Here is a 22,266-nt window from a genome sequence, read left to right on the forward strand (position 1 = left end):
CGAAAACATGTACTTTTCGTGGATGCGCGACATTAACGACTGGTGTATCTCGCGCCAATTATGGTGGGGACACCGTATTCCAGCTTGGTACGACGAAAACGGCAAAGTCTACGTTGGCCGTAATGAAGCTGAAGTCCGTGCTAAGCACAAGCTTGCTGATTCAGCCGTACTGCGCCAAGACGATGATGTACTCGATACCTGGTTCAGTTCAGCATTATGGACCTTCTCAACCCTAGGCTGGCCAGACAATTTAGAAGACTTAAAAACCTTCCATCCAACCGACGTGTTGGTGACAGGCTTTGACATCATTTTCTTCTGGGTTGCCCGTATGATCATGATGACCATGCATTTCATTAAAGATGAAAACGGCAAACCACAAGTGCCTTTTAAAACCGTTTACGTAACCGGGCTAATCCGTGACGAAGCCGGTAATAAGATGTCAAAATCTAAAGGCAACGTACTTGACCCACTCGACATGATTGACGGGATTGAACTCGAAGCCCTCGTAGAAAAACGTACCGGTAATATGATGCAGCCACAACTGGCCGCAAAAATTGAAAAAAGCACTCGTAAAGAATTTGCCGATGGTATCGAAGCCCACGGTACTGACGCACTGCGCTTTACGTTAGCCGCTATGGCATCAACCGGCCGCGACATTAACTGGGACATGAAACGCCTAGACGGTTACCGCAGCTTCTGTAATAAGTTATGGAACGCATCACGCTACGTGTTGATGAACACCGAAACTCAAACCAACCCAGACAGCGACGAAGCAGGCACACCACTTGATTGTGGCCAAATACTCGTTGATGGCAAACCGGGCGAAATGGAGTTATCACTGGCCGATCGTTGGATTATTGGTTTATTTAATCAAACCGTGAAAACCTTCGACGACCATATGGCTGCGTACCGTTTCGACTTGGCAGCTAACACCTTATACGAGTTCACCTGGAACCAATTCTGTGACTGGTATTTAGAGTTAACTAAGCCGGTAATGCAAAATGGCAGCGATGCACAAATGCGCGGCACCCGCCATACATTAGTGACCGTGCTTGAAAAAATGCAACGCTTAATGCACCCAATCATGCCGTACATTACCGAAACCATTTGGCAGCGTGTTAAACCTTTAGCTGGCGTAACAGGCGACACCTTGATGTTGGCTTCATTCCCAACATATCAAGCTGATCAAGTTGATGCCACAGCAATGGCCGACCTTGAATGGGTTAAGCAAGTGATTGTGGCAGTACGTAACATTCGTGCCGAGCTCAACATTGCCCCTTCTAAGCCGCTTAACGCGCTGGTTCGTGGTGTCAGTTATCAAGACCGTATCCGCCTTGAAGCCAACCAAGCTTTCTTTGCAAGCCTTGCCAAGCTTGAAACCATCACAGTGCTTGAAGAAGGTGACAGCGCGCCAATGTCGACGACCCAATTAGTCGGTAACATGGAACTGCTGATCCCAATGGCAGGCTTAATCGATGTTGCCGCCGAAATGGCGCGTATCGACAAACAGCTTGAAAAACTAGCCCAAGAAATTGCCCGTATTGAAGGCAAATTATCTAACGAAGGTTTTGTGGCTAAAGCGCCTGCGGCAGTCATTGATAAAGAACGCGCCAAAATGACTGATTTAACTCGTGATATTGAAAAATTAAACGAGCAAAAAGTCGAGCTAGCTAAAATAGAAGCATAATCAATTAGTTAAATTGATACAAAAAACCAGCGACGTGTCGCTGGTTTTTTATTTTGCACTTATAGAAAACTTTAATATCCCATTTTGCGTTTTTGCTGTATAAGCTTGCGCCAATATCATCATTCTATTTAATGGGTCAAAACCATGTCTGATAAATTCTTTTTTAAAGGTCGTAGAACCCCAAAGCCTGCCTATGGCGAGAGCGGTTATAACACCAAGCGTACCACCAAACCCGGCACAGAACTGTCGCCATTATTGTTGTCGGTGCAAACCGATGAACGTAAAGCAGAAGTTGCAGCCATGGTTGCTGAGCATAAGCTATTTGCTCACATTACGGTTGATGCAGATAAAGCTGAGAACATTATTGAGCTAACAGGACTGCTAAATAAGCCTAAGTCAGTGAGTTTTGAAGCCAAACCTAATCGCAACGACGCTTGTACCTGCGGTAGCGGCAAAAAGTACAAAAAGTGCTGTGGCGCCTAAATATAGGCTAAAAGACACAGCAAATGACAATAAACAAAGCGGATCTCACGATCCGCTTTTTGTTTTTTGGATATTTTCCCTCAACTTAGGTAGAGTGTCTTGCGTTAACTCAACACACAATAATAAAGGGTGACTTATGAGCACTAATTCGCATTCAGGTAACGACCTGAGTGAAGTAAAACAACTGGGGATGTGGGCATCAATCACTAGCCTCGGTTATATTTTTTGGCTGGTCGGCGGCATGGAGCTGGTTGAACGTATCGCCTATTATGGCGTAAAAGCCTCTGCCGGTTTATATGCTAAATCCCCCGTCTCTGAAGGCGGCCTAGGTATCGACTTACACGACTACGGTATTATTATTGCGGTGTGGGCTATGCTGCAAACCTTTATCCCGGTGTTTACCGGCGGTATTTCAGACCGTGTCGGCTATAAAGAAACCATTTTTGTCTCGACCATCATTAAAATCATGGGTTATCTCACCATGGCGTTTTTCCCAGACTTTTGGGGATTTTTAGCCGGAGCCATGTTGCTTGCCGCTGGTACTGGGGTATTTAAACCCGGTATTCAAGGCACGCTAGTACTGTCAACCAAGCGCGAAAATACCTCAATGGCTTGGGGCATATTTTATCAAGTGGTTAATATCGGTGGCTTCTTAGGGCCACTGGTGGCTGTGCATATGCGTCAGTTATCGTGGGACAATGTGTTTTATGCTTGTGCAGCGATTATCTCGCTTAATTTTTTATTTTTATTGGCCTATAAAGAGCCAGGTAAAGATGAACGTTTAGTCAGAGCCGCTAAAGTCAAGTCGGGAGAGATCCAGCAAGAAGCACTATGGAAAGATGCACTACATGAACTGAAAAAGCCTATCGTGCTTTATTACATGTTAGTGTTTGCCGGTTTTTGGTTTTTGTATAACTCGTTATTTGACGTACTGCCTATTCATATTGCCGAATGGGTTGATACCAGTATTATTGTCACCTCACTATTTGGTCCAGAAGGCACCAGTAACGGCATATTGCAGTTCTGGCTAGGCTTGAGTAATGACGGCACCAAGGTGATGCCAGAGGGCATGTTAAACCTCAATGCAGGTATGATCATGACCACCTGCTTCTTAGTGGCAGCGTTTACGGCTAAATACCGTATTACTACGGCCATGCTGGTAGGGTGTATTTTAAGTATTACCGCCATCATGTTCGTTGGTGTCTTTAATGCTGCTTGGATGATTGTGTTGGCCATTGCGATGTTTTCTTTAGGTGAAATGATGATTAGCCCAAAGAAAAACGAGTTTATGGGCAACATTGCCCCTGAAGGTAAAAAAGCCATGTACCTAGGCTTTGTCATGTTACCGCAAGGGATAGGTTGGACATTAGAAGGCTACTTTGCCCCTAAGCTTTACCAAATTTATGCTTCTAAAGAGATTATCTCGCGCAATGAATTAGTGAGTCGTGGTATGAGCCAAAGCGACGTTGACGCGATTCCGCAAGGCGAAGCCTTTATGCGATTAGTTGATTTTACTGGTATGGAAGCACAACCGTTAACCCATATGCTGTATGAAGCCAATAACATCGGTATGGCATGGTATATCATCGCCGCTATCGGGATTATTTCAGCGGTCGGTATCTTCATCTACGGAAAATGGTTATTGAACATGCAGCGCCAACAAGCGGCAGCCTAATCGTTAATAGCACTCAATGAGTGCTGCAAATCAACAATACCAATAAGGGAGGCAGCAATGCCTCCCTTTTGCTATCTAGAATAAAGTCACGCCCATCAACCCACAATAAAAACCGTAAGTCGTCCTAGCAACCGCTAGCACTCTATTCCTTGAGTCTTGAACCTGGGACCTAGATCGATACGCTGCTAGGACGCTGCGCGGCTAGGGTCTATAAAATCTTAGCTACAAAGTTGTCCCCTATACCTAAGCGCAACGTTCGCTTGTGATCGTTTTCTAGCAGAGCGAAGAGTGTCCTAAAAACGAAGTAACATCCAGCAAGATAGGGTCCGTCTTAGCAGCGAAGCGACATCTAGCAGCGAAGCGACAAAGCGACAAAGCCAGCTCAGCTGCAAAGCAAACCTAGTACTATAAATGACTTATGACTTCATTCCAGCTGCACTGATGGATAAAAAATCAAATAAAAAAAGAGGGCGACATTGCTGCCGCCCTCTTAGTCATTTTCTTAAGTGATGATTAAGAAATTAATTTTTCTCTGTTAACTCGTTTAGTGAGCCACACTTGAATGCACGGTATCAATACCATAGGTTTTACCTTCAGCATGACATGTTGCACAAGACTCTACTGGTAAATCAGCTGTTGTATCAGGTTCACCTTCAACAGTTGCACCATTCGCTTTAAAGTGAGCAAGTGCAGCTGCATCAGAGTGAGCGTGACAAGTACGGCATGACTCTGCAACAGGAGAGATAAACTGAGTACCAGCTGAATTTACTGCGATAGCGCGTTTACCTGATGCTAAACCACCGTCAGCGGCAAAGATATCCATGCCGTCTTTGTGACAAGCAGAACATTCGGTTGCAACAGCTGGGTAACCTTGAGTTTCCATATCAGCATTTAAGTTAATTGCAGGGAAACCACGGTTGTCATCCCATAAACCACTGTGGAAGCGGTGAGATACGGTCATTAAGTCGCGGTTGTTGTAAGTTAAACCTTCGATAGTTTCGAATACTGGTTCGCCATCCTCATCAACAGCATCAGTTTTGTATTCAACAGCGACATGGTATGAACCACCCCATGTATTGTTGTGACAACCCATACATTGGTCAAAACGTTCGTTACCATAGTGTTTTGCAATGCCTAGAGATGTATGACAAGTGCTACATTTCGCTTCATCTGCAGTCACCATTGATGGCACACTTTGACGAGCAATATTTGCACCTGATCCATCTGCATTAGCTAGGTTCCAGTATTTGGTATCCATAGTAACTGCAACATACTCAACTGCGTACTGGTCTTCACCACTAGCATCTTGACAAGCAATCAACTGCGCATCTGAATCTGCACATACTGAAAAGCGAGGTGTAATCGCGATAGTTTGACCAGCAACATTAAAGTCTGCCACTTTAGTCACAACAAACTGACCACCAGATGAAACTACACCAGATAGGTTTACAGAAGTACCGACATAATAAGTGCCATCAGCGTCAACTGTACCAGTTTTGATTTCGTCATAGTTTGCATAATCTGCAAAGTCAAAACCATCAACAATTGGTGAACCATCTACTGTTACATCAAAAGTAATGCTCATTTGATCTTGCATAACACCGCTTACATCAACGGCATCTTCAGCATAAGTCACATTACTTACTGCAAATACAATTGAATCCGTTGTCATTGCGCGCACGCCAACATTATGTGCTTCAACAGGGCTTAAGCTACCCGCACCGTGACAACCAGAACAAACTGCATCACTTGCAGGCACAATGCCGTTATGGTTTTCACCCGTTGCCAAATCAACATCAACGTGACAAGACACACAGGCTTCTTCATAGACGTTGTCGTTCCACTGAGTGCCATTATCATGACATGCAGTACACTCATTTAACTCAGATGGAAATCCAATTTCACCAAACAACTCTGCAGCTTCGCCAGTTAACGAATCAGCAATATGGTGTCCAGCATGGATAGTATGGATCATGGCGTTGAAGTTAGCGTTAAAGCCAACATCTTCGTCATCTTGCCCACCCGCGTAAGCAGGGTTATGACAAGCCACACAGTTTTCGACTTTTTGATAGTTATGGTGAGCATCAATGTTAGCGATACGCATATCTGTATCTGCGTAACCATCTAATGAGCTGTGGCACTTAATACAAGCCGCATTAGACACTGAATCTTTTTCAGAAACAGCTAACTCGCCAGTCGCAGGAATAAAATCTAGCGGTGTTGATAAAATTTTATCACTGATACCAGTACCGTCAGCATTAACCACATCATAAGTACGTACCATCACACGTACTAAATCGTTAGCATCACCGTCGGTTAATACCACTGGTGCATTACCATCGTGTGCCCAAGTACCTGTATAAGTTCCAGGGTTTGCAGCATCTTCCACTAATGTACATGCTTCAACTTCTGCTCCACCACGAGCAACAGCAGTACCTGTAGGGGTACAATACATGCTGCTGCCAAAATCATTAGCAAGAGCATGGTTTGTCCATAACATTGGTGCGCCTGTGTCAGTCGTATTTTCAGACTGACTAGTAACATACAAAGCTATTTTTTCAAGGCCAGAGAAAGGTACTTCTGCGTTGCCAGTACCCACACCGGTTACAGTAAATTTAATACTAAATGGATCGCTGCCCACAACCACGATATCAGCTGGGTCAAGCGTTAAATTATAGTCATAAGCATTTTCAACTGTCGTTACAGTTAAGCCTGCATTGGTACCGTCAGCGCCATCGGCACCATCAACACCATTGACACCATCAACTCCGTCAGCACCATCACTGCCATCAGAGCCACATCCTGCTAAACCAAAAGCAGCGATAAAGGCTGCCGCAAGTAAGGTTTTATTATATTTTCTCATCTTAAATCCCCCGATTTAGATTTGTTAGTCTTACACGTACAAAATATAGGGAAATAAGACAGAAAGCCCGTGAGATGTTACAAAGGTGTGATAGCTGGTTGTAAATTCGTTAATTGAAATCGGTAATTTCAATATGCGATATTACCAAAAGTAAAATTAACACCTTGATTTTAATCATGCTGATAAGGGATTCAGCATACAAAAATTAACGAAAAATATTGCCTATAATGAATTGTTTATAGACAACATTGAATAAAAAAGAGAGGCAACATTGCCTCTCTTTTACTTAGTTTTATACGAGATAATTAAGGAATAAACTCTTTTATTCAATAATTTACAAGCATTCTACTTAGTGAACACTATCAATGCCATAAGTTTTACCTTCAGCATGACATGTTGCACAAGACTCTACTGGTACAGCGTCTGCAGAAGTAATGTTATCACCAAATACAGTTGCACCATTACTCTTGAAGTGAGCAAGCGCAGCATCACCAGAGTGAGCGTGACAACTACGACATGCTTCAGTAACAGGAGAAATAAATTCGCCATTACCTAGTGCTACCGAAGTTTTGCCTGAGGTTAAAGTACCAGTACCATCAAAGAATGGCATCGCATCACCATCAGCATTTGCATCTTTATGACACGCTTGGCAGTTAGTTTGATCAGCAGGGTAATTAACTAAGTCACCATCAGCATTAATATAAACACCAGATGCTTCTTCAGCATACGTACCACTGTGATAACGGTGAGCAACTGTAACTAAATCGCGGTTATAGTACTCTAGCCCTTCAACAACTGTAAACGTACCATCAGCAGATTCAATTTGAACTGTTTCATGGTGAGAACCTACAGGGCTCGCATTATTATGACAATCAGCACATTGGGTAAAGTTAGTCACACCATGACGAGGCGATTTAATGTGCGCTAAGTTATCATGACAAGCATTACACTTCGCTTCATCTGCTGTGGTACGGTCATTACCGACCTGTGTAGGTGCGGTATACACTGTAGCATTAATGAAACGCATGTTATCGGTAGTTTCAACACCTGTGGCTGCTGTATCACCAAATACAAAGTATTTAGTGGCAATGTTAGCTGGAATACCAACATCACAACCCTCATCTGTTGCAACAATCATATCGGTCTCAGCATCACCACACATGCTCAACTCAGATGATACATACAGTGTCTGGCCATCTAATGATGTTGTTTCTTCTAATGTTTGAGTTAATACGATTTGACCTGCGTCATTGACCACAAACATCGTTTCATCAGAAATACTAGAACCTTGTACGTAATCACCATTGTCATCAAGCGTACCGATTAAGATGGCTTTAGCATATGATGCGTTGAATAGGTAATCAAACAAGTCAGTACCGCTAGCAGCTGTTTCACCGTTTAATTCAACACCGATAGTAACAGTTAATACACCTGCAGAAACGTCAGCAGAAACAACATCTAACACTAAGCCATCAGCTAAGTCAGCACGACGGTTAACACTGTGTGCTTCCATAGGGCTTAAACTACCAGCACCATGACAGCCAGAACAAACAGCATCACTTGCAGGCACAATACCGTTATGGTTATCACCTGTTGCTAAGTTAACATCAACGTGACAAGACACACAGGCTTCTTCGTAGACGTTGTCGTTCCACTGAGTGCCATTATCATGACAAACCGTACATTCATTATGTTCAGCAGGGAAAGCAATCTCACCAAACAACTCTAGTGCATCACCCGTTAGCGAATCAGCAAGCTCATCGCCCATATGAATAGTGTGGATCATAGCGTTGAAGCTGATGTTATATCCTAAATCAGAATAGTCTTCATCAGCAGCCATCGCAGGGTTATGACAAGCTACACAGTTTTCAACTTTTTGATAGTTATGATGAGCACTAATATTGCTAATACGCATATCAGTATCAGCGTAACCGTCTAATGAACTATGACACTTAATACACGCCGCATTAGACACTGAATCTTTTTCTGATACTGCTAACTCGCCAGTGGCAGGAATAAAATCAATCGGTGTTGATAACAGCTTATCACTGATACTAGTACCGTCAGCATTCACAACATTATATGCACGTAGCATCACACGAACTAAATCGTTCGCATCACCGTCAGTTAATACTGATGGCGCATTACCATCATGCTCCCAAGTACCTGTATAAGTACCAGGGTTTTCAGTATCTTCAACCAAAGTACACGCTTCAACTTCAACACCAGCACGAGTAGTTGCTGTACCTGTAAGGGTACAATACATCGCGTTATCGCTAACAAAGTCATTAGCATATAAATGACTTGTCCAAAGGTATGGTGCACCTGTGTCAGTTGTATTTTCAGACTGGCTGGTGACATATAACTGAACTTTTTCAAGTCCAGAGAATGGCAAAGTCGCTCCACCAGTACCTTCAGCTGTAGCAGTAAATTTAAAGCTAAAATCGTCAGTACCCACGACAACAATATCTGCTGGCGCTATCGTTAAGGTAAATTGTGAAGCATCTTCAACGGTCGTAACAGATAAACTAGCACTAGTACCATCTGTACCATCAACACCATCGACACCATTTACACCATCAACTCCGTCAGCGCCATCGCTGCCATCAGAGCCACATCCTGCTAAACCAAACGCAGCGATAAAGGCTGCCGCAAGTAAGGTTTTATTATATTTTTTCATCTTAAATCCCCCGATTTAGATTTGTTAGTTTTGCACCTACAAAATATAAGGATTTAAACAAAAATACCCGCGCCATATAACAAACCTGTGATGCTTGGTTGCAAATTCAATAGCGGAAATTGGTGATTTTAATTTTGGTTATACATGAATGTGAAACTACCAATTTCACATTTTACTACCCCAAAGAGGTATCTAAAATTCAAAAAAAAAGTTTGAACCATGAAAGTTCAAACTTAAAACACACAAAGCACTGATATTGCAGGATTAAATCAAATAAAGTGTAATAAAGTTGTTAAGTCAGCCATGACACGTATAAAGGTTACTTTTTATACAGCAAGTCTATTTCAAGACAGAGTTAACAATATTAATTATCATTCCCCGTAAATCGGCAGAATAACGTCGATAATGCTCTGCACGCTCAATTAAACAATAATTTGGCATCGGCATCACTGAATGAAGTCGTTCAAGTTCTACTTTCGGTAAGCGCTTTACGCGTAATTGTGGGAGTTGCTCTGCAAAAGAGCCTTCATGACAAATGGCTAATGACAAACTATTCATGGTTAATATATGCCAATACCAATCCTCTAACTTGCCAACATACTCAATGTCTTCTAATAACAAGCCATTGTTTTGGCAATACAGTTCTAATGGATCAATACGATTATTAAAACCGCGACAACGTAAATACACCAGCGAATGTTGCACAATATCTTCAATTTTAATGTTATCGGCATTATCCCAAAAAGGGTGTTTCGCATTGCCGACAACAGAAACGTTACTCGGACTTGCTATAGGATAAACATCTAACCCATGAGAATCTTGGGTATCATAACCGATACCAAAATCTAACTCGCCATTGTAAATCAACTCTTCTGTGTCAGCTTGCCAACTGTGTAATCTAACTTTACCGACAGTATCTTGAGGGCACTCACTTAACGCTATGGCAACACTGGTAATAATGTTTGGCGAAACAGCAACATGCAATACGCTACGTTTACATTGATTGATATTTTCTTCAACCGAGCGCTCCATTTGGCTAAACATGTCACAAAGCTGACAAACCGGATGATATAAACGATCCGCTAATGGCGTCGGCTTAAGCCCCTGTTGACGGCGAAAAAACAGTTCGTCATTAAAAATAATGCGCAACGACGTTAAACAGCGACTAATCTTGGGCGCAGATACAGCCAACTCTTTTGCAGCAAAATTTGCATAACCGGTTTCATAAATGAACTTAAATACCATTAAGCTAAATACATCGAGTTCACTGACTTTTTTTAATGCTTGTAAATCCACGTTATATCCAACCCGTTGCCGATGAACACATAAATTAGCACGTTAAGCGGCTTAAAAATTTGATCTACTGCTGAATTACACAATCAATTTCAGCTTTTGTTAATGAACGAAATTCTCCGGGTAACAAGGTGTTATCAAGTACAATCTCTCCTATCGACTCACGATGCAATCCGACCACAGGATTGCGAAAACGGCCAAACATGCGCTTTATTTGATGATACTTACCTTCGCATAAACTCACCCTTGCCTGATGGCTCGACAAAATCGTTAGGGTTGCGGGTAATGTTGTTATATTTTCAAATTCAAAATACATCCCATGAGCAAATGCGTCGATATATCGCTCATCAATTGGGTTGGCTAAGGTGACAATATAATGTTTATCTACTTTATTGTTAGGCGCCATTAATGCCGCAGACCACTTCGCATCATTGGTTATCAATAATAGTCCTGTTGAATGTAAATCAAGTCGCCCTGCAATATGCAGCATATCGTGCTCAACGCCCAATAATAAACTGAGAGCCGTAGAATGTTTGTCATCAACCGTTGCACTCACTACACCATCAGGTTTATTGAGCATGTAATATTGCTTTTGGTATTGCTGTAAAACCACCTCATTACACACAATATGACTAAATTCATCAATCAACAAATCAGGTGATTTAGCCCACTTACCGTCTACCATCACTTTATTGCCAATTAATAACTGACGAACCATTTTTTTAGGAACCTGTAATCTACGAGCAATAAATTGATCCAGTCGACCACGCTTAGATGCCATAAAACCTCACTATACCAATTTGATTAAGAATACCTTATTCTGTTTACGGACTACATTAATAAGGAGTAACATGCTTTCGCTACCTGCTAGTACAGATATGCGCCCTGACATGACCACCGCTGAGTTTAAACAGGCGATTAAGTCACTGGATCTATTTTTACAAGAGAACATATTTCAAAGTGCAATTAACGACACCTTGAATAAGCGATCGCAGTTTTTCGACACTCTACTATGCCTACTCTGGCAATCTCTCGAACTAGACAATAATCATGTCTCGCTTAACGCAGTTGGCGGTTATGGCAGGCAAACCTTACATCCCTTTTCAGACATTGATATCTGCATTATCCACGATGGTAAACTGTCTGCCAGCGACGGCGCTAAAGTCAGCGAGTTTTTAACTCAATTATGGGATATTGGCCTCGACTTAGGCCATGCAGTACGTAGCTTAAAAGATACCTTCCAAGCCTGTAAAGAAGATGTCACCATCGCCACCAGTTTACTTGAAATCAGGCATTTATACGGTAATACCGAGCATCAACAACAAGTATTAAGCGCATTATATGGCCAGGATTTATGGCAAAGCCAAGCGTTTTTTAATGCAAAACTAAGCGAACAACAAGAGCGCCATGCCAAAGCTCAAGACACGTCATTCAGTATCGAACCTAATTTAAAAACCAGCCCGGGTGGTATTCGCGATATTCAAACCCTCACTTGGGTTGCCCGTAAGCATTTTGGTGTGTCCAGTATGCAGTCGTTACGACGCTTTGGCTTTTTAACCAATGATGAATACTCAGAATTAATGGAGTGCCAACACTTTTTGTTTCGAGTGCGTTTTGCTCTGCACCAAGCAGCACAGCGCTCAGAAAACCGTTTGTTACTGCAGCATCAAGCTGAAGTAGCCAAATTGATGGGCTTTGGTGATGGTATGCCCATCGGTGAAAGCGGCAATATCGCCATTGAAAAAATGATGCGTCAGCTGTTTAGAGCAATGAAACGCATTGGCGAATTAAATAAAATTCTCATGGCGTATTTTCAACGGGAAATTATTCCGCAACTCAATCCAGAAATCATCCCAATTAATGACAACTTTGAAATAGTCGACCAGTACATTCATGTGCGTGATGAAACGGTATTTATTGATCGTACTCAAATCATGGCGTTATTTGAATTTATTGCCATTCACCATGACAAAATCATCGGCATTAGCGCCGAAACCTTACGCTCACTGCGTCAAGTGAGACGCCGCCTCATGGGCGATTTACAAGATTTTCAGCGTTGCCGTGAACAATTTAAAGCCATTTTTGCCCACCCTCAAGGTATGGGCCTCGCGATTACCTTAATGCATCAACATGGTATTTTAGCTTCGTATTTACCGCAGTGGCGTGAAGTGGTCGGCCAAATGCAGTTTGATTTATTTCATGCTTACACCGTCGATGAACACACCCATAAGGTGCTAAAAAACATTTATGCCTACGGCAAAGACATAAAAAGCCTCGATAAAGACCTCGCGTTAGCAGCAGACATTTACCAAAAAATGTCCAATAAATCGACCTTGTTATTTGGCGCATTATTTCATGATTTGGCCAAAGGTCGTGGTGGTGATCACAGTGAGTTAGGCGCTGTTGATGCCAATATGTTTGCCAAGTTCCACGGCCTAAAAGTGTCACAGCAAAAGCTGATTAGTTGGTTAGTTGAAAACCATTTATTAATGTCGATTACCTCGCAACGCATGGATATTTACGACTCAGAAGTCGTCAATGCCTTTGCCAAAAAAGTCGGCACCCTTACCCGATTAGACGCACTATATTGCCTGACCATTGCCGATATACAAGCGACTAACGATGACCTATGGAACGACTGGAAAGCCTCGTTATTACAAGATTTATACTTTATTACTCGCAAAGCATTGCGGGGCGGATTTGAAAATGTGTTGCAAATCCGTACTCTCGTGCGCGAGCATAAGCAAGAAGCGCTCAACCTGTTAAATGCCGATGAAACGACAGCCGATGCGATTAAATCACTGTGGCAACGTTTACCGATAGGTTTTTTCAGTAATGCTGAAGCCGACGATATTGCCAGATACACCCAAGCATTATTGCAACATACCCAAAGCCCAGCTGAAGACAATCAATACAATACATTGATTTTACTCGACGACTCAGTGGTTAAAGGTTGCAGCGACGTATTTGTTTATACCAAAGATAGAGCGGGGCTATTTGTTAAATTATTTAATACCTTAGCGGCACTGCGAATGTCGGTAAAACAAGCCCAAATTGCCCGCACTAAAGACGGTTATGTAGTTGAATCATTTAAAGTACTCGACTTTGACGAGAAACCAATTACCAGCGCTCAACGGCGCAAACAAGTGCTTAACAAGTTATATCAAGTGCTCGATAAAGATGTCACCATCCCTAAAAGACGGGCATCAAGACGTCATCAAAGCTTTGATAATCACCCCAGCATTGAGTTTTTATATTCACGAAAATCAACCCGTACCTTAGTGAATATATCTGCACTAGACACCAGTGAGTTTATGGAGCAAATCGCCAGTGCATTTCGAGCACTCGACCTTAATATCCATTCTGCGACCATCAGTACGGTAGGCGAGCGTGCCGACAACGTGTTCTCAATCTCCAATAAGCAAGACCAGCAATTAACCTCTGAAGAACAGCAACAATTGACCCTAGAATTGGCGAATGCCATCACGGGTTAGCCAAGATACAACAAAGGTAGGGCCTGTTGATCTTTCAAGGTTGTTTTTGCAGCGAATTGTTGGCCATTACTCACATTTACAATTGCGCGGCAGAGACTTCGAGGTGTAGTTATTCTACATAAGAAGTCGATAACGCAGTAAAAATGGCCAACAAACGCTGCCCGAAGGGTTCGGCTAAAAACGTTTTACTCTTTGTTGAAAGGATTTTGCTTAGATGACTAGGCATCAATCCATTCGCCTAGATTAAAACGTTTTTAACTCGAACAAAATTCAACCAGCAAAGGTCAACAGGCCCTAGCCATTAGTTTGCACTTTACTTTGAGCAAACCAATGGCTATGCGATAATGACATTCATTCTATTACCAATAGTAAATCATCATGTCACAAGCGTTTCATTACACAACAGAATATGTGCTAGATAAAACCTACTTTGAAGAATGCTTTGATCAGTCTGTTAGTCCCCAAACGCATCCCAAGCAATACCTTAAAACGGTCATCTTTGTGGTAATCGGCTTAGGTATTTTACTGCTCGACAACCTCAGTCAATTACCTATCAGCAATAAAGAAACCTACTATTTAGGCTATTTTTTTATTGGTCTCGGTGTGGTGGAATGGTTAAGCATTCGCTTTAAAAGAACCTGGTGGTTATGGCGTCAAATGATGAGCAAAGCAGCTGGCGACAAGGTGACCTTAGAGATTAATGATGCGGGTATTCACAGTCAATCAACCCATGTTAATCAACAGATTGCATGGACAGATGTTTATCGTGTCACCCAAACTGAAGCAGGCTTTTTAATCGCCCTGCAAAAAAGCACCACCTACTTATCTAAACGCTGCCTAGATGCAGCAAGTATTGAGTTTATTGCCAGCAAACAATCGTAGTTTACGCTAATGCCTCGCTAACGCGTTGCTGAATATGGCTGAGCAAATCCTGTTCAAACCAAGGATTGCGGCTCAACCAGATATTATTGCGAGGGCTCGGGTGCGGTAATGGTACAAATAAAGGCCCAAAGCTGCGCCACTGTTTTACCGTTTCGGTGAGCGTTTTGGGCTTGTTAGCGATATCGTCATCATCTAACTCGCTATGGGCTAATGCATTAATCGTTAAGCGATGCTCACGTAAATAATACTGCTGTGCATATTGGCCAACCAACAACACTAATTTAACCTGAGTTAAGTGAGCCAATAATAACGCGTGCCACTTAGGGGCGCACTCTGGTCTAGGAGGTAAGTCACCCGATTGACCTTTTTTAGCGGTAGTCGCGGTATAACTCCCTGGGTAACAAAAGCCCATAGGCATAATGGCGACCTGCTTAGCATCGTAAAATACCTCACGGCTTACGCCTAACCACTCACGTAACCTGTCGCCACTGGCATCATTGAAAGGAATACCCGTTTCATGCACTTTACGCCCTGGCGCCTGGCCAATAATCAATATTTTTGCTTGAGGGTCGAGTTGCACCACAGGACGAGCTCCCTGCGCTAAAAAGGGGGCACAAATTTGGCATTGATTAACTTGAATAAGTAAAGATTCCATATCTGACATCGATGTTGCTCAATTTAAATAAATAACCGGACAAATCGCTATATCCAAAGGAACTAAGCTGAAGTAATATTTGTCAAAATAACAAAGTTCTCCCAAGAAGGAACAACTATGCCATCTTTTATTACCCGCACAACGATTACTCGCTCTACCCTCGCTGCATTATTTGCTAGCTGCGTCGCTGTCAGCTTTACCGCTAGCGCATTACCCAGCGCACCACTTAAAGATGTTTTATCATTAAAAGAAGCTTGCCAGCAAATAGCCATTGAAGACCAATTACCCGAAAATGAAGTTGGTGTATTTTTATTAGATTGCGTTAATGACCAACTCACCGAAATGGGCTACGAGCGCATTGCCAGCCTAGACGAACTTCAATAGCCCCTAATAATAACTCGCATCAACTCACAGCCATAAAAAACGCCGACAAGGCGTTTTTTATGGCAATTACAAGGCGTTTTTTATAGCGATGACAAGGTATAAAGCTTTAAAAAGCTTGGCAAAATATCGCTATCGACGCGCCTATCGCCACAAACCAAGATAACGACCGCATTGTGCTGTAATCTAATAAATACAACACATGGTACACCACTCTGGCAACCACATGGACAATGGCTAATAATGCCACCACATCGGTTACGTTGTTGGTGAGCAAAGCCGTTAATACCGCAATGCCAAATACAATGAGCGACTCAAATGCATTTTGGTGCCCTGCCAATGCTCGCGCTCCAAAACCGGTTAATTGCGCTTGCTGCGCACGTGGATGGTTATTGTCATAACGGCCCAATTTTGTCATTGCCATGGCCACAGGCACTTTAGCGATATATGGCAGTAACATGGCTATCAATAAACAAATCAATATGGTTTGCATGGTATCCCTTCCCTAGTTATTTTTTTAATGAGGTCATACAGACAAATAATCATCTTCAGTAATGAGTATGCGTGCTTCTAGCATAAAGTAATTATCGTAAACTACACGTTAAAAATTAATGATATTCAGTACCAGACGGTGAACAGTTAGGTGACACTGATGGTGAATAGATACCGGTTAAACGGGTTGCCACCGAAGGAGCTAAACAATAAAAATGAGCATTATTGAGCAGGTAACCATACTTTGACGCTTAAGCCCCCCTCGGGGCGGTTTTGCATACTAATTCGGCCACCGTGGGCTTCAATAATCTCACGGCACAATGGTAAACCAATACCGGTACCCGACTGTTTAGTGGAATAAAAAGGTAATAATGCTTGCGACAATACCTCGGTTGACATTCCGCAGCCCTGATCTTCTACTTTAACGACCAATCCGTTAACAGGATGGGTCACTTCTTCAAACATTACCGACACAGTGTCTGCTGGCGTTCCAGACTCGTGGGCATTTTTAAGCAGATTGATAAAAACCTGCTCTAATTGCACGGCATCGAGTTTTATCGGCTTAACCGGTAAAGGGGATAACAGCTTAAATGGATATTGCTGAGCCAATTGCTGGGTCATGTTAGCCCAATCAATCAAGGCTTTTTGTGGCTGTGGCAACTTTGCAAACTGCGCATAATGCGAAATAAATTGGCTTAAGTGTGTGGTGCGATTTTCAATGGTATCAAAAATTAATTGCAGCTTGTTGTTATCTAAATGCTGGGTTAAAAACTTGCCAGAATTAACCATAGAAGCAATGGGAGCCACCGAATTATTCAGCTCATGGCTAATAATCCTAATCACCTTTTTCCACACTGCCACCTCTTGGCGATTAAGCTCTTTGGTGAGTTGTTTAAGCAAAATCAAATGGTGTTGCTGATTATTTTGAGTAAAGCGGCCACGAGAAATATGCCAGGTCTCAACATCGCCACTATCGGCAAGATTACCACTGTCATCACCCGCACTATCGCTGCTTGCCATCGAAAACAGCCCTTCTTGCTCACTGTGCAATGCTGCTTTTAACGCATCGGGCAGCAACGCAGCAAGATCTGGCATTAACATGCCTTCTATTTTGACACCGTGATTGAACAAATGCCTAGCAGCACCATTGGCATACACAACCCGCTGCGCGTCATCGATTAATAACATTACATTAGGCGAGTTCTGAATGACCTTATCGAGCATTAATTCACGCTGATAAATAAACTGGCGCTCGCTACGCAATTTTGCCGAGGCTTGATTGTATAAACTCACGAGTCTATCGAGTTGTGGCTCGCCGTAGGGATGCAATGACACACTAAAATCGTTGTCTTTAAAGTTAAGCAGACCGATTTCAAGCGCTTGCAGGCTTTCATTGAGTCGTGTGATAAGCCACCTGCTGCCAACATAACACACCACTAGCATTACAATCAGCGCCAACCACAAGGCAGCATCACCTAAAATAAACCACACTAACGCGCCACACAGTACACCTAACAAACAGCTAAGCATATTGGCAATGACCAGCTTGCTTTGCAGCGACAACATCATGATTTTGTTTCTCGGATCCCGTATTTTTCCATACGGCGATATAAGGCTTGGCGGCTTAAGCCCAGGGATTTGGCTACTCTGGCAATCACACCATTATGCTCAGTTAATGCGGCTTCTATTTGCTGTTTATCGGGCTCATTAATCAAGGGGGCATTATCTTGCGACTTAGCCGATAAAGGTGCAAAAAATGGGCTCGGCTCATGGCTTGCAAGTGCAGTCATTTGCCCAACTAAGTGAGTGTTTAAACCAAAATCGTCCACGGTTAATTGCGCTGACTTAGCTAATAACGACGCCCTTTTACAGGCATTTTCAAGCTCGCGTACGTTACCAGACCAACAATGATTAATTAACGCCTGCTGGGTCGCTTTATCAACAATAAACTGCTCACCCATAAAATGTTTTACCAGGGGTAAAATATCATCTTGGCGTTGTTTAAGTGGCGGCACACTCAGCTCAATCACATTTAAACGATAAAACAAATCTTCACGAAAGCGCCCATGGGCAATGTCGTCGGCTAAATCAGCATTGGTGGCGCTAATGACTCGCACTGTGACTTTACGGGTTTGGTGGCTACCAAGGCGCTCAAACTCTCCCGTTTGCAGTACGCGCAATAACTTTACTTGGCCAGACAATGGCAAATTACCAATTTCATCTAAAAATAAGGTTCCCCCATCGGCGGCTTCAAAACGGCCCACGCGGGTTTTATTGGCCCCTGTAAACGCGCCCGCTTCTGCCCCAAACAGTTCGGCTTCTAATAAATCCATTGGTAGCGCACCAATGTTGACCTTAATAAAGGGCTTATCTTTAAGCGGCGAGTTAGCCTGTAAAATATCGGCTATTTTGTCTTTGCCTGCACCATTGGGGCCGGTGATCATCACCGACACGTCAGAACGGGCAACTTGCAGCGCTAAATCAACACAACGTTGCATGGCACCACTGGCAAACACCAAACCGCATAAATCAGCGCCATTAATGGCCGACATACGGTCACTGTGAATACGGTTTAATTGGCTATTTTGCTGAGACAAACGGTAAATAGACAATAAATTGCTAATACTGTTTAACAACTTAGCATCGTCCCATGGTTTACCCATGTAATCAGCGGCCCCCGCTTTAACTAACTCGACTGCGGTTTCTAATTGTGTCCAAGCCGTCATTAAAATAATCGGTAAATTGGGCTGTAACTGGCGCAATGCATAAAACAGCTGTTTACCCTCTTCGCCCGAGGTCGTGTCGCGGCTAAAGTTCATGTCTTGGATCACCAAGCTGATCTCTTTGTGGGTCACAATATCAATAGCTGCATCAGGTGAATGACAAAAAATGGCATGGTAATCATGCAACTCAATCATTAACGCAAGTGCTTGGCAAATGGCGTGATTGTCATCAACAATTAAAATAGTATCCATTACGATGATGTTGTTCTCATTGAGTTATATCCAAATATCCGTATGTATTAGCCACGTCTACAAGACTAAGGCAACATTCAATACATAAGCAATGATTGTCTCACATAAAACACAAGCTAGTGCCTAACACAAAGTCTGTAATGATGCGCCACCTACACACTACGCGTGGCCATAGCGGGTGAAATATTGGCCGCTTTGGTCGCTGGCACGATTACCGCTAGGGTTGTCACAACCAGTAAACCAATAACAGACATAATAGGATAAATCACTGGCACCATAGGTAAACTATATAAAGACATCAGTTGCTGCCCAAGCACTAAAGCTAATACGCCACCAATCACGCCGCCCACAATACAAATTAAGTAATTTTCAACCATAAAGTATTGAATAATATCGCGCTTACGAGCCCCAAGTGCTCTACGAGTGCCAATTTGTTTGGTGCGGCGTTGAATGTTAAACATCACCATACCGGTTAATCCTAATGCGGTGATCAGTAACAGCAACACGACCATCATACTTAATACTGTCGCCATTAACCTATGATTGCTGTAACTGCGGTTTTTAAGCTCTGCCACGGTTTGAAAGTTATCCAGTACACGGTTTTGGTTTTCGGCGTGTAACGCGCTACGAATTGCCTCTTCTAATGCAGGGATATGCTCCGGTAATGCCCGCACCATATACATTTTATTACTACTGTTACCGCCAAAATCAACATTTTGGATCACACTGTATTCAAAGTTTTCATGGTCGACCCATGCCCCTTGTAGCTTATCAACCACACCAATAATGGTGACAGTTTGCGTCCCCTGGTACATGGTTTTACCCAGTGGTGACTCATCTCCCCAAAAGGCTTTGGCTAAAGGTTGTGACACTAACGCCAACATACCAGAGTCGTCGATATTGGTATTGATTTCGTCTGGATTAAAATTACGTCCTGCAACTAACTTAGCCCCCATCACATTGAGTAAATGATCGTTACCCAAATAAAAAGCAAAACCTGGGGTACTTTTAGCGGTATCTTCGTTAGGGCCGTCAACGTAACGGTCCATCCAGCCACTATCACTTAATGGCAGCATATTACTGGAGCTGGCATCAATCACATTGGGTAAGGCACGTAAAATAAGTTGATCGACTTCATTTTGTTTGATGTTATCGATCGCGGGGTCAAAGTTGTACACGCTAAAGGTGAGTATTTGCGCTTCGGCATAGCCCGATTCACGCTGCATTAACGATAAGCGTTCATAAATGATAAAACTGGCATTAGCAACAATAGCAACAGACAAAATAATCTGTAATAACAATAAAATGGGTGAACTTTTACTGCGCATCAAACTGGATAAAATCGGTTTAATATGTAACATGGCGATGTCCTTTTTAACCTACACTGGCGTTATTGCGCTTTTAAATACACGCTAGGTTTAGTGCGGCACACAACCCATGCCGGATAAATGCCCGCGAGTACGGCTGTCGAAATGGCAATTAACGGTGTAATAACCCACATACTGGCATCAAGCCCAGTAACGCTTTGATCCATTGAAAAATAACTGTGTAGCGCGGTTAACGACCCCCAAGCCCATAACAAGCCTACCAGCCCACCAATAAACCCTATCATGCCAACCTCAACCATATACTGACTAAATATCTGCCCACGGCTGGCTCCAATGGCACGTCGAACACCAACCTCTGGGGCGCGTTTTAAAAATTTAGTCAGCAATAACCCAAGAATATTCACCAAACACACACTTAAAAACAGCAAGCTGAGGCCAACGAGTATTTTGTTGTCTTGTGGCACCACATTGTTATCTTCAAGCCATTTATCGATATCACTAATTTGCACCGCTTCTGCTGCCGATTTAGCGGTATCGGTAAAGCGACCAATGGCGCGTTGCTGCTCAACATAGCGGGTCAGCCAGCTTTGGTAATGTTGCTTTTCATCTTCGCTGTTAAGCTCTGTCCAAAACTGAATCCACACTTTTTCAGACGCTAAGCGGTCGCTGTAAGTGATCATGGGCTCGAATTTCCAACCACTGGTATTACCCCACACATCAAACTCTTCTTGAGCGGTCAACGAAAACGGAATAAAGATTTCTTCGGCGTCGTTAAAGGCACCATTAAGCGGATCGTAATATTTTGGTTGGGGATTCCAGTGGTCAATCACCCCCACAATTTGATACGGCTTACGGTCCAAAAATACCGTTTTACCCACACTGTTTTTACCTTCAAAAAAGCGTAAGTTTAGCTTTTGGCTAATGACCACTTGATACGCTGGGCGTAAATCAACACTGGCGTCCCAATAGCTGCCGTATAAAAAGGGCACCGAAAAAATCCTAAAAAAATCACGGTCTGTCACCCTTACACTTTGTAAAACAGGTTCAATTTTGGGGTTGTCAGATTGTAACGCCAAGCCGGTCCGAAAGGTCGCAGCTTTTAGGCTTAGTTGCTGGTTATTACGCAAATTCATTGCGTCGATATAAGTAATGTTTGAAATAAAATCATCCCAGGTATCTAAGCCTTGGCTCCAAAGCTGCACCGAGTTAATCACCTCACTGCGCTCACCCGCAGGGTTATAAGACATGGTTTTATACACATTTAACGTGGTGATGGTAATACCAATACCTATCGAAATCGCTAACACCATTAGCATTGATAACATTGGTGTTTTGCGAATACTTCGCCAGGCTAAATCACAATAATAAAAAAACATGA

Annotated in this window: 16 protein-coding genes; 6 read left to right on the top strand and 10 right to left on the bottom strand. The window is 42.9% G+C overall.

Annotated elements, in window-relative coordinates:
• The 3 genes from PQR79_RS07000 to PQR79_RS07010 form a co-directional block, all read left to right on the top strand.
• The coding region (locus PQR79_RS07000) for a class I tRNA ligase family protein (protein WP_274408428.1) at window positions 1-1,687 on the top strand (1,687 nt) is incomplete at its 5' end.
• 144 nt (window positions 1,688-1,831) lie between these two features.
• The gene (locus PQR79_RS07005) at window positions 1,832-2,170 is read left to right on the top strand and encodes a PBPRA1643 family SWIM/SEC-C metal-binding motif protein (RefSeq protein ID WP_238106847.1); all 339 of its coding nucleotides are present in this window, start codon (window positions 1,832-1,834) and stop codon (window positions 2,168-2,170) included.
• A 136-nt stretch (window positions 2,171-2,306) separates the two neighbouring features.
• Window positions 2,307-3,845, top strand: a complete 1,539-nt coding sequence (locus PQR79_RS07010; protein ID WP_238106846.1) for an MFS transporter — start codon at window positions 2,307-2,309, stop codon at window positions 3,843-3,845.
• Between the two features lie 544 nt (window positions 3,846-4,389).
• On the opposite strand, the gene PQR79_RS07015 is transcribed toward PQR79_RS07010, so the two are convergent.
• The 4 genes from PQR79_RS07015 to PQR79_RS07030 form a co-directional block, all read right to left on the bottom strand.
• Window positions 4,390-6,708 carry an OmcA/MtrC family decaheme c-type cytochrome gene (locus PQR79_RS07015; protein ID WP_238106845.1) on the bottom strand — a complete coding sequence of 773 codons (2,319 nt, stop codon included), beginning with the start codon at window positions 6,706-6,708 and terminating at the stop codon, window positions 4,390-4,392.
• 349 nt (window positions 6,709-7,057) lie between these two features.
• Complete coding sequence (locus PQR79_RS07020; RefSeq protein ID WP_238106843.1) at window positions 7,058-9,388, bottom strand: OmcA/MtrC family decaheme c-type cytochrome; 2,331 nt, start codon at window positions 9,386-9,388, stop codon at window positions 7,058-7,060.
• A gap of 339 nt (window positions 9,389-9,727) precedes the next feature.
• Entirely contained in the window at window positions 9,728-10,684 is a 957-nt protein-coding gene (locus PQR79_RS07025) for a LysR family transcriptional regulator (RefSeq protein ID WP_238106842.1), read from the bottom strand.
• A gap of 64 nt (window positions 10,685-10,748) precedes the next feature.
• The gene (locus tag PQR79_RS07030; protein WP_238106840.1) at window positions 10,749-11,462 is read right to left on the bottom strand and encodes a 16S rRNA pseudouridine(516) synthase; all 714 of its coding nucleotides are present in this window, start codon (window positions 11,460-11,462) and stop codon (window positions 10,749-10,751) included.
• Window positions 11,463-11,532: 70 nt separating this feature from the next.
• Here PQR79_RS07030 and glnD point away from each other — a divergent pair, with 70 nt between their 5' ends.
• Together glnD and PQR79_RS07040 are read left to right on the top strand one after the other, a co-directional pair.
• A complete protein-coding gene (gene glnD, locus PQR79_RS07035; RefSeq protein ID WP_238106839.1) occupies window positions 11,533-14,175 on the top strand; it encodes a [protein-PII] uridylyltransferase in 2,643 nt (880 codons plus the stop codon).
• A gap of 378 nt (window positions 14,176-14,553) precedes the next feature.
• Complete coding sequence (locus PQR79_RS07040) at window positions 14,554-15,057, top strand: YcxB family protein (RefSeq protein WP_238106838.1); 504 nt, start codon at window positions 14,554-14,556, stop codon at window positions 15,055-15,057.
• A 1-nt stretch (window position 15,058) separates the two neighbouring features.
• On the opposite strand, the gene PQR79_RS07045 is transcribed toward PQR79_RS07040, so the two are convergent.
• A complete protein-coding gene (locus PQR79_RS07045) occupies window positions 15,059-15,721 on the bottom strand; it encodes a uracil-DNA glycosylase family protein (RefSeq protein WP_238106837.1) in 663 nt (220 codons plus the stop codon).
• Window positions 15,722-15,829: 108 nt separating this feature from the next.
• Between PQR79_RS07045 and PQR79_RS07050 the strand changes: the two genes are divergently transcribed.
• Window positions 15,830-16,096, top strand: a complete 267-nt coding sequence (locus PQR79_RS07050; protein WP_238106836.1) for a hypothetical protein — start codon at window positions 15,830-15,832, stop codon at window positions 16,094-16,096.
• Between the two features lie 106 nt (window positions 16,097-16,202).
• Here the strand turns inward: PQR79_RS07050 and PQR79_RS07055 are convergent, their stop codons facing one another.
• From PQR79_RS07055 to PQR79_RS07075, 5 genes are all read right to left on the bottom strand, one after another.
• A complete protein-coding gene (locus PQR79_RS07055; RefSeq protein ID WP_238106835.1) occupies window positions 16,203-16,586 on the bottom strand; it encodes an MAPEG family protein in 384 nt (127 codons plus the stop codon).
• Between the two features lie 221 nt (window positions 16,587-16,807).
• The gene (locus PQR79_RS07060; protein WP_238107203.1) at window positions 16,808-18,151 is read right to left on the bottom strand and encodes a sensor histidine kinase; all 1,344 of its coding nucleotides are present in this window, start codon (window positions 18,149-18,151) and stop codon (window positions 16,808-16,810) included.
• Window positions 18,151-19,560, bottom strand: a complete 1,410-nt coding sequence (locus tag PQR79_RS07065; RefSeq protein WP_238106834.1) for a sigma-54-dependent transcriptional regulator — start codon at window positions 19,558-19,560, stop codon at window positions 18,151-18,153. Before PQR79_RS07065 ends, PQR79_RS07060 begins: the two co-directional genes overlap by 1 nt.
• 152 nt (window positions 19,561-19,712) lie before the next feature.
• Entirely contained in the window at window positions 19,713-20,921 is a 1,209-nt protein-coding gene (locus tag PQR79_RS07070) for an FtsX-like permease family protein (RefSeq protein ID WP_238106833.1), read from the bottom strand.
• A 29-nt stretch (window positions 20,922-20,950) separates the two neighbouring features.
• Window positions 20,951-22,264, bottom strand: a complete 1,314-nt coding sequence (locus PQR79_RS07075; RefSeq protein WP_238106832.1) for an ABC transporter permease — start codon at window positions 22,262-22,264, stop codon at window positions 20,951-20,953.
• Window positions 22,265-22,266 lie beyond the last annotated feature (2 nt).

It is taken from the genome of Shewanella metallivivens, from assembly GCF_028750675.1.
Lineage (GTDB): Bacteria > Pseudomonadota > Gammaproteobacteria > Enterobacterales > Shewanellaceae > Shewanella > Shewanella metallivivens.

Coding starts and splice junctions, on each gene's coding strand:
- PQR79_RS07055 (WP_238106835.1), bottom strand. CDS start 16,586: ATGCAAACCATATTGATTTGTTTATTGATAGCCATGTTACTGCCATAT.
- PQR79_RS07030 (WP_238106840.1), bottom strand. CDS start 11,462: ATGGCATCTAAGCGTGGTCGACTGGATCAATTTATTGCTCGTAGATTA.
- PQR79_RS07050 (WP_238106836.1), top strand. CDS start 15,830: ATGCCATCTTTTATTACCCGCACAACGATTACTCGCTCTACCCTCGCT.
- PQR79_RS07020 (WP_238106843.1), bottom strand. CDS start 9,388: ATGAAAAAATATAATAAAACCTTACTTGCGGCAGCCTTTATCGCTGCG.
- PQR79_RS07065 (WP_238106834.1), bottom strand. CDS start 19,560: ATGGATACTATTTTAATTGTTGATGACAATCACGCCATTTGCCAAGCA.
- PQR79_RS07015 (WP_238106845.1), bottom strand. CDS start 6,708: ATGAGAAAATATAATAAAACCTTACTTGCGGCAGCCTTTATCGCTGCT.
- PQR79_RS07010 (WP_238106846.1), top strand. CDS start 2,307: ATGAGCACTAATTCGCATTCAGGTAACGACCTGAGTGAAGTAAAACAA.
- PQR79_RS07005 (WP_238106847.1), top strand. CDS start 1,832: ATGTCTGATAAATTCTTTTTTAAAGGTCGTAGAACCCCAAAGCCTGCC.
- PQR79_RS07045 (WP_238106837.1), bottom strand. CDS start 15,721: ATGTCAGATATGGAATCTTTACTTATTCAAGTTAATCAATGCCAAATT.
- PQR79_RS07060 (WP_238107203.1), bottom strand. CDS start 18,151: ATGTTGTCGCTGCAAAGCAAGCTGGTCATTGCCAATATGCTTAGCTGT.
- glnD (WP_238106839.1), top strand. CDS start 11,533: ATGCTTTCGCTACCTGCTAGTACAGATATGCGCCCTGACATGACCACC.
- PQR79_RS07075 (WP_238106832.1), bottom strand. CDS start 22,264: ATGTTTTTTTATTATTGTGATTTAGCCTGGCGAAGTATTCGCAAAACA.
- PQR79_RS07040 (WP_238106838.1), top strand. CDS start 14,554: ATGTCACAAGCGTTTCATTACACAACAGAATATGTGCTAGATAAAACC.
- PQR79_RS07070 (WP_238106833.1), bottom strand. CDS start 20,921: ATGTTACATATTAAACCGATTTTATCCAGTTTGATGCGCAGTAAAAGT.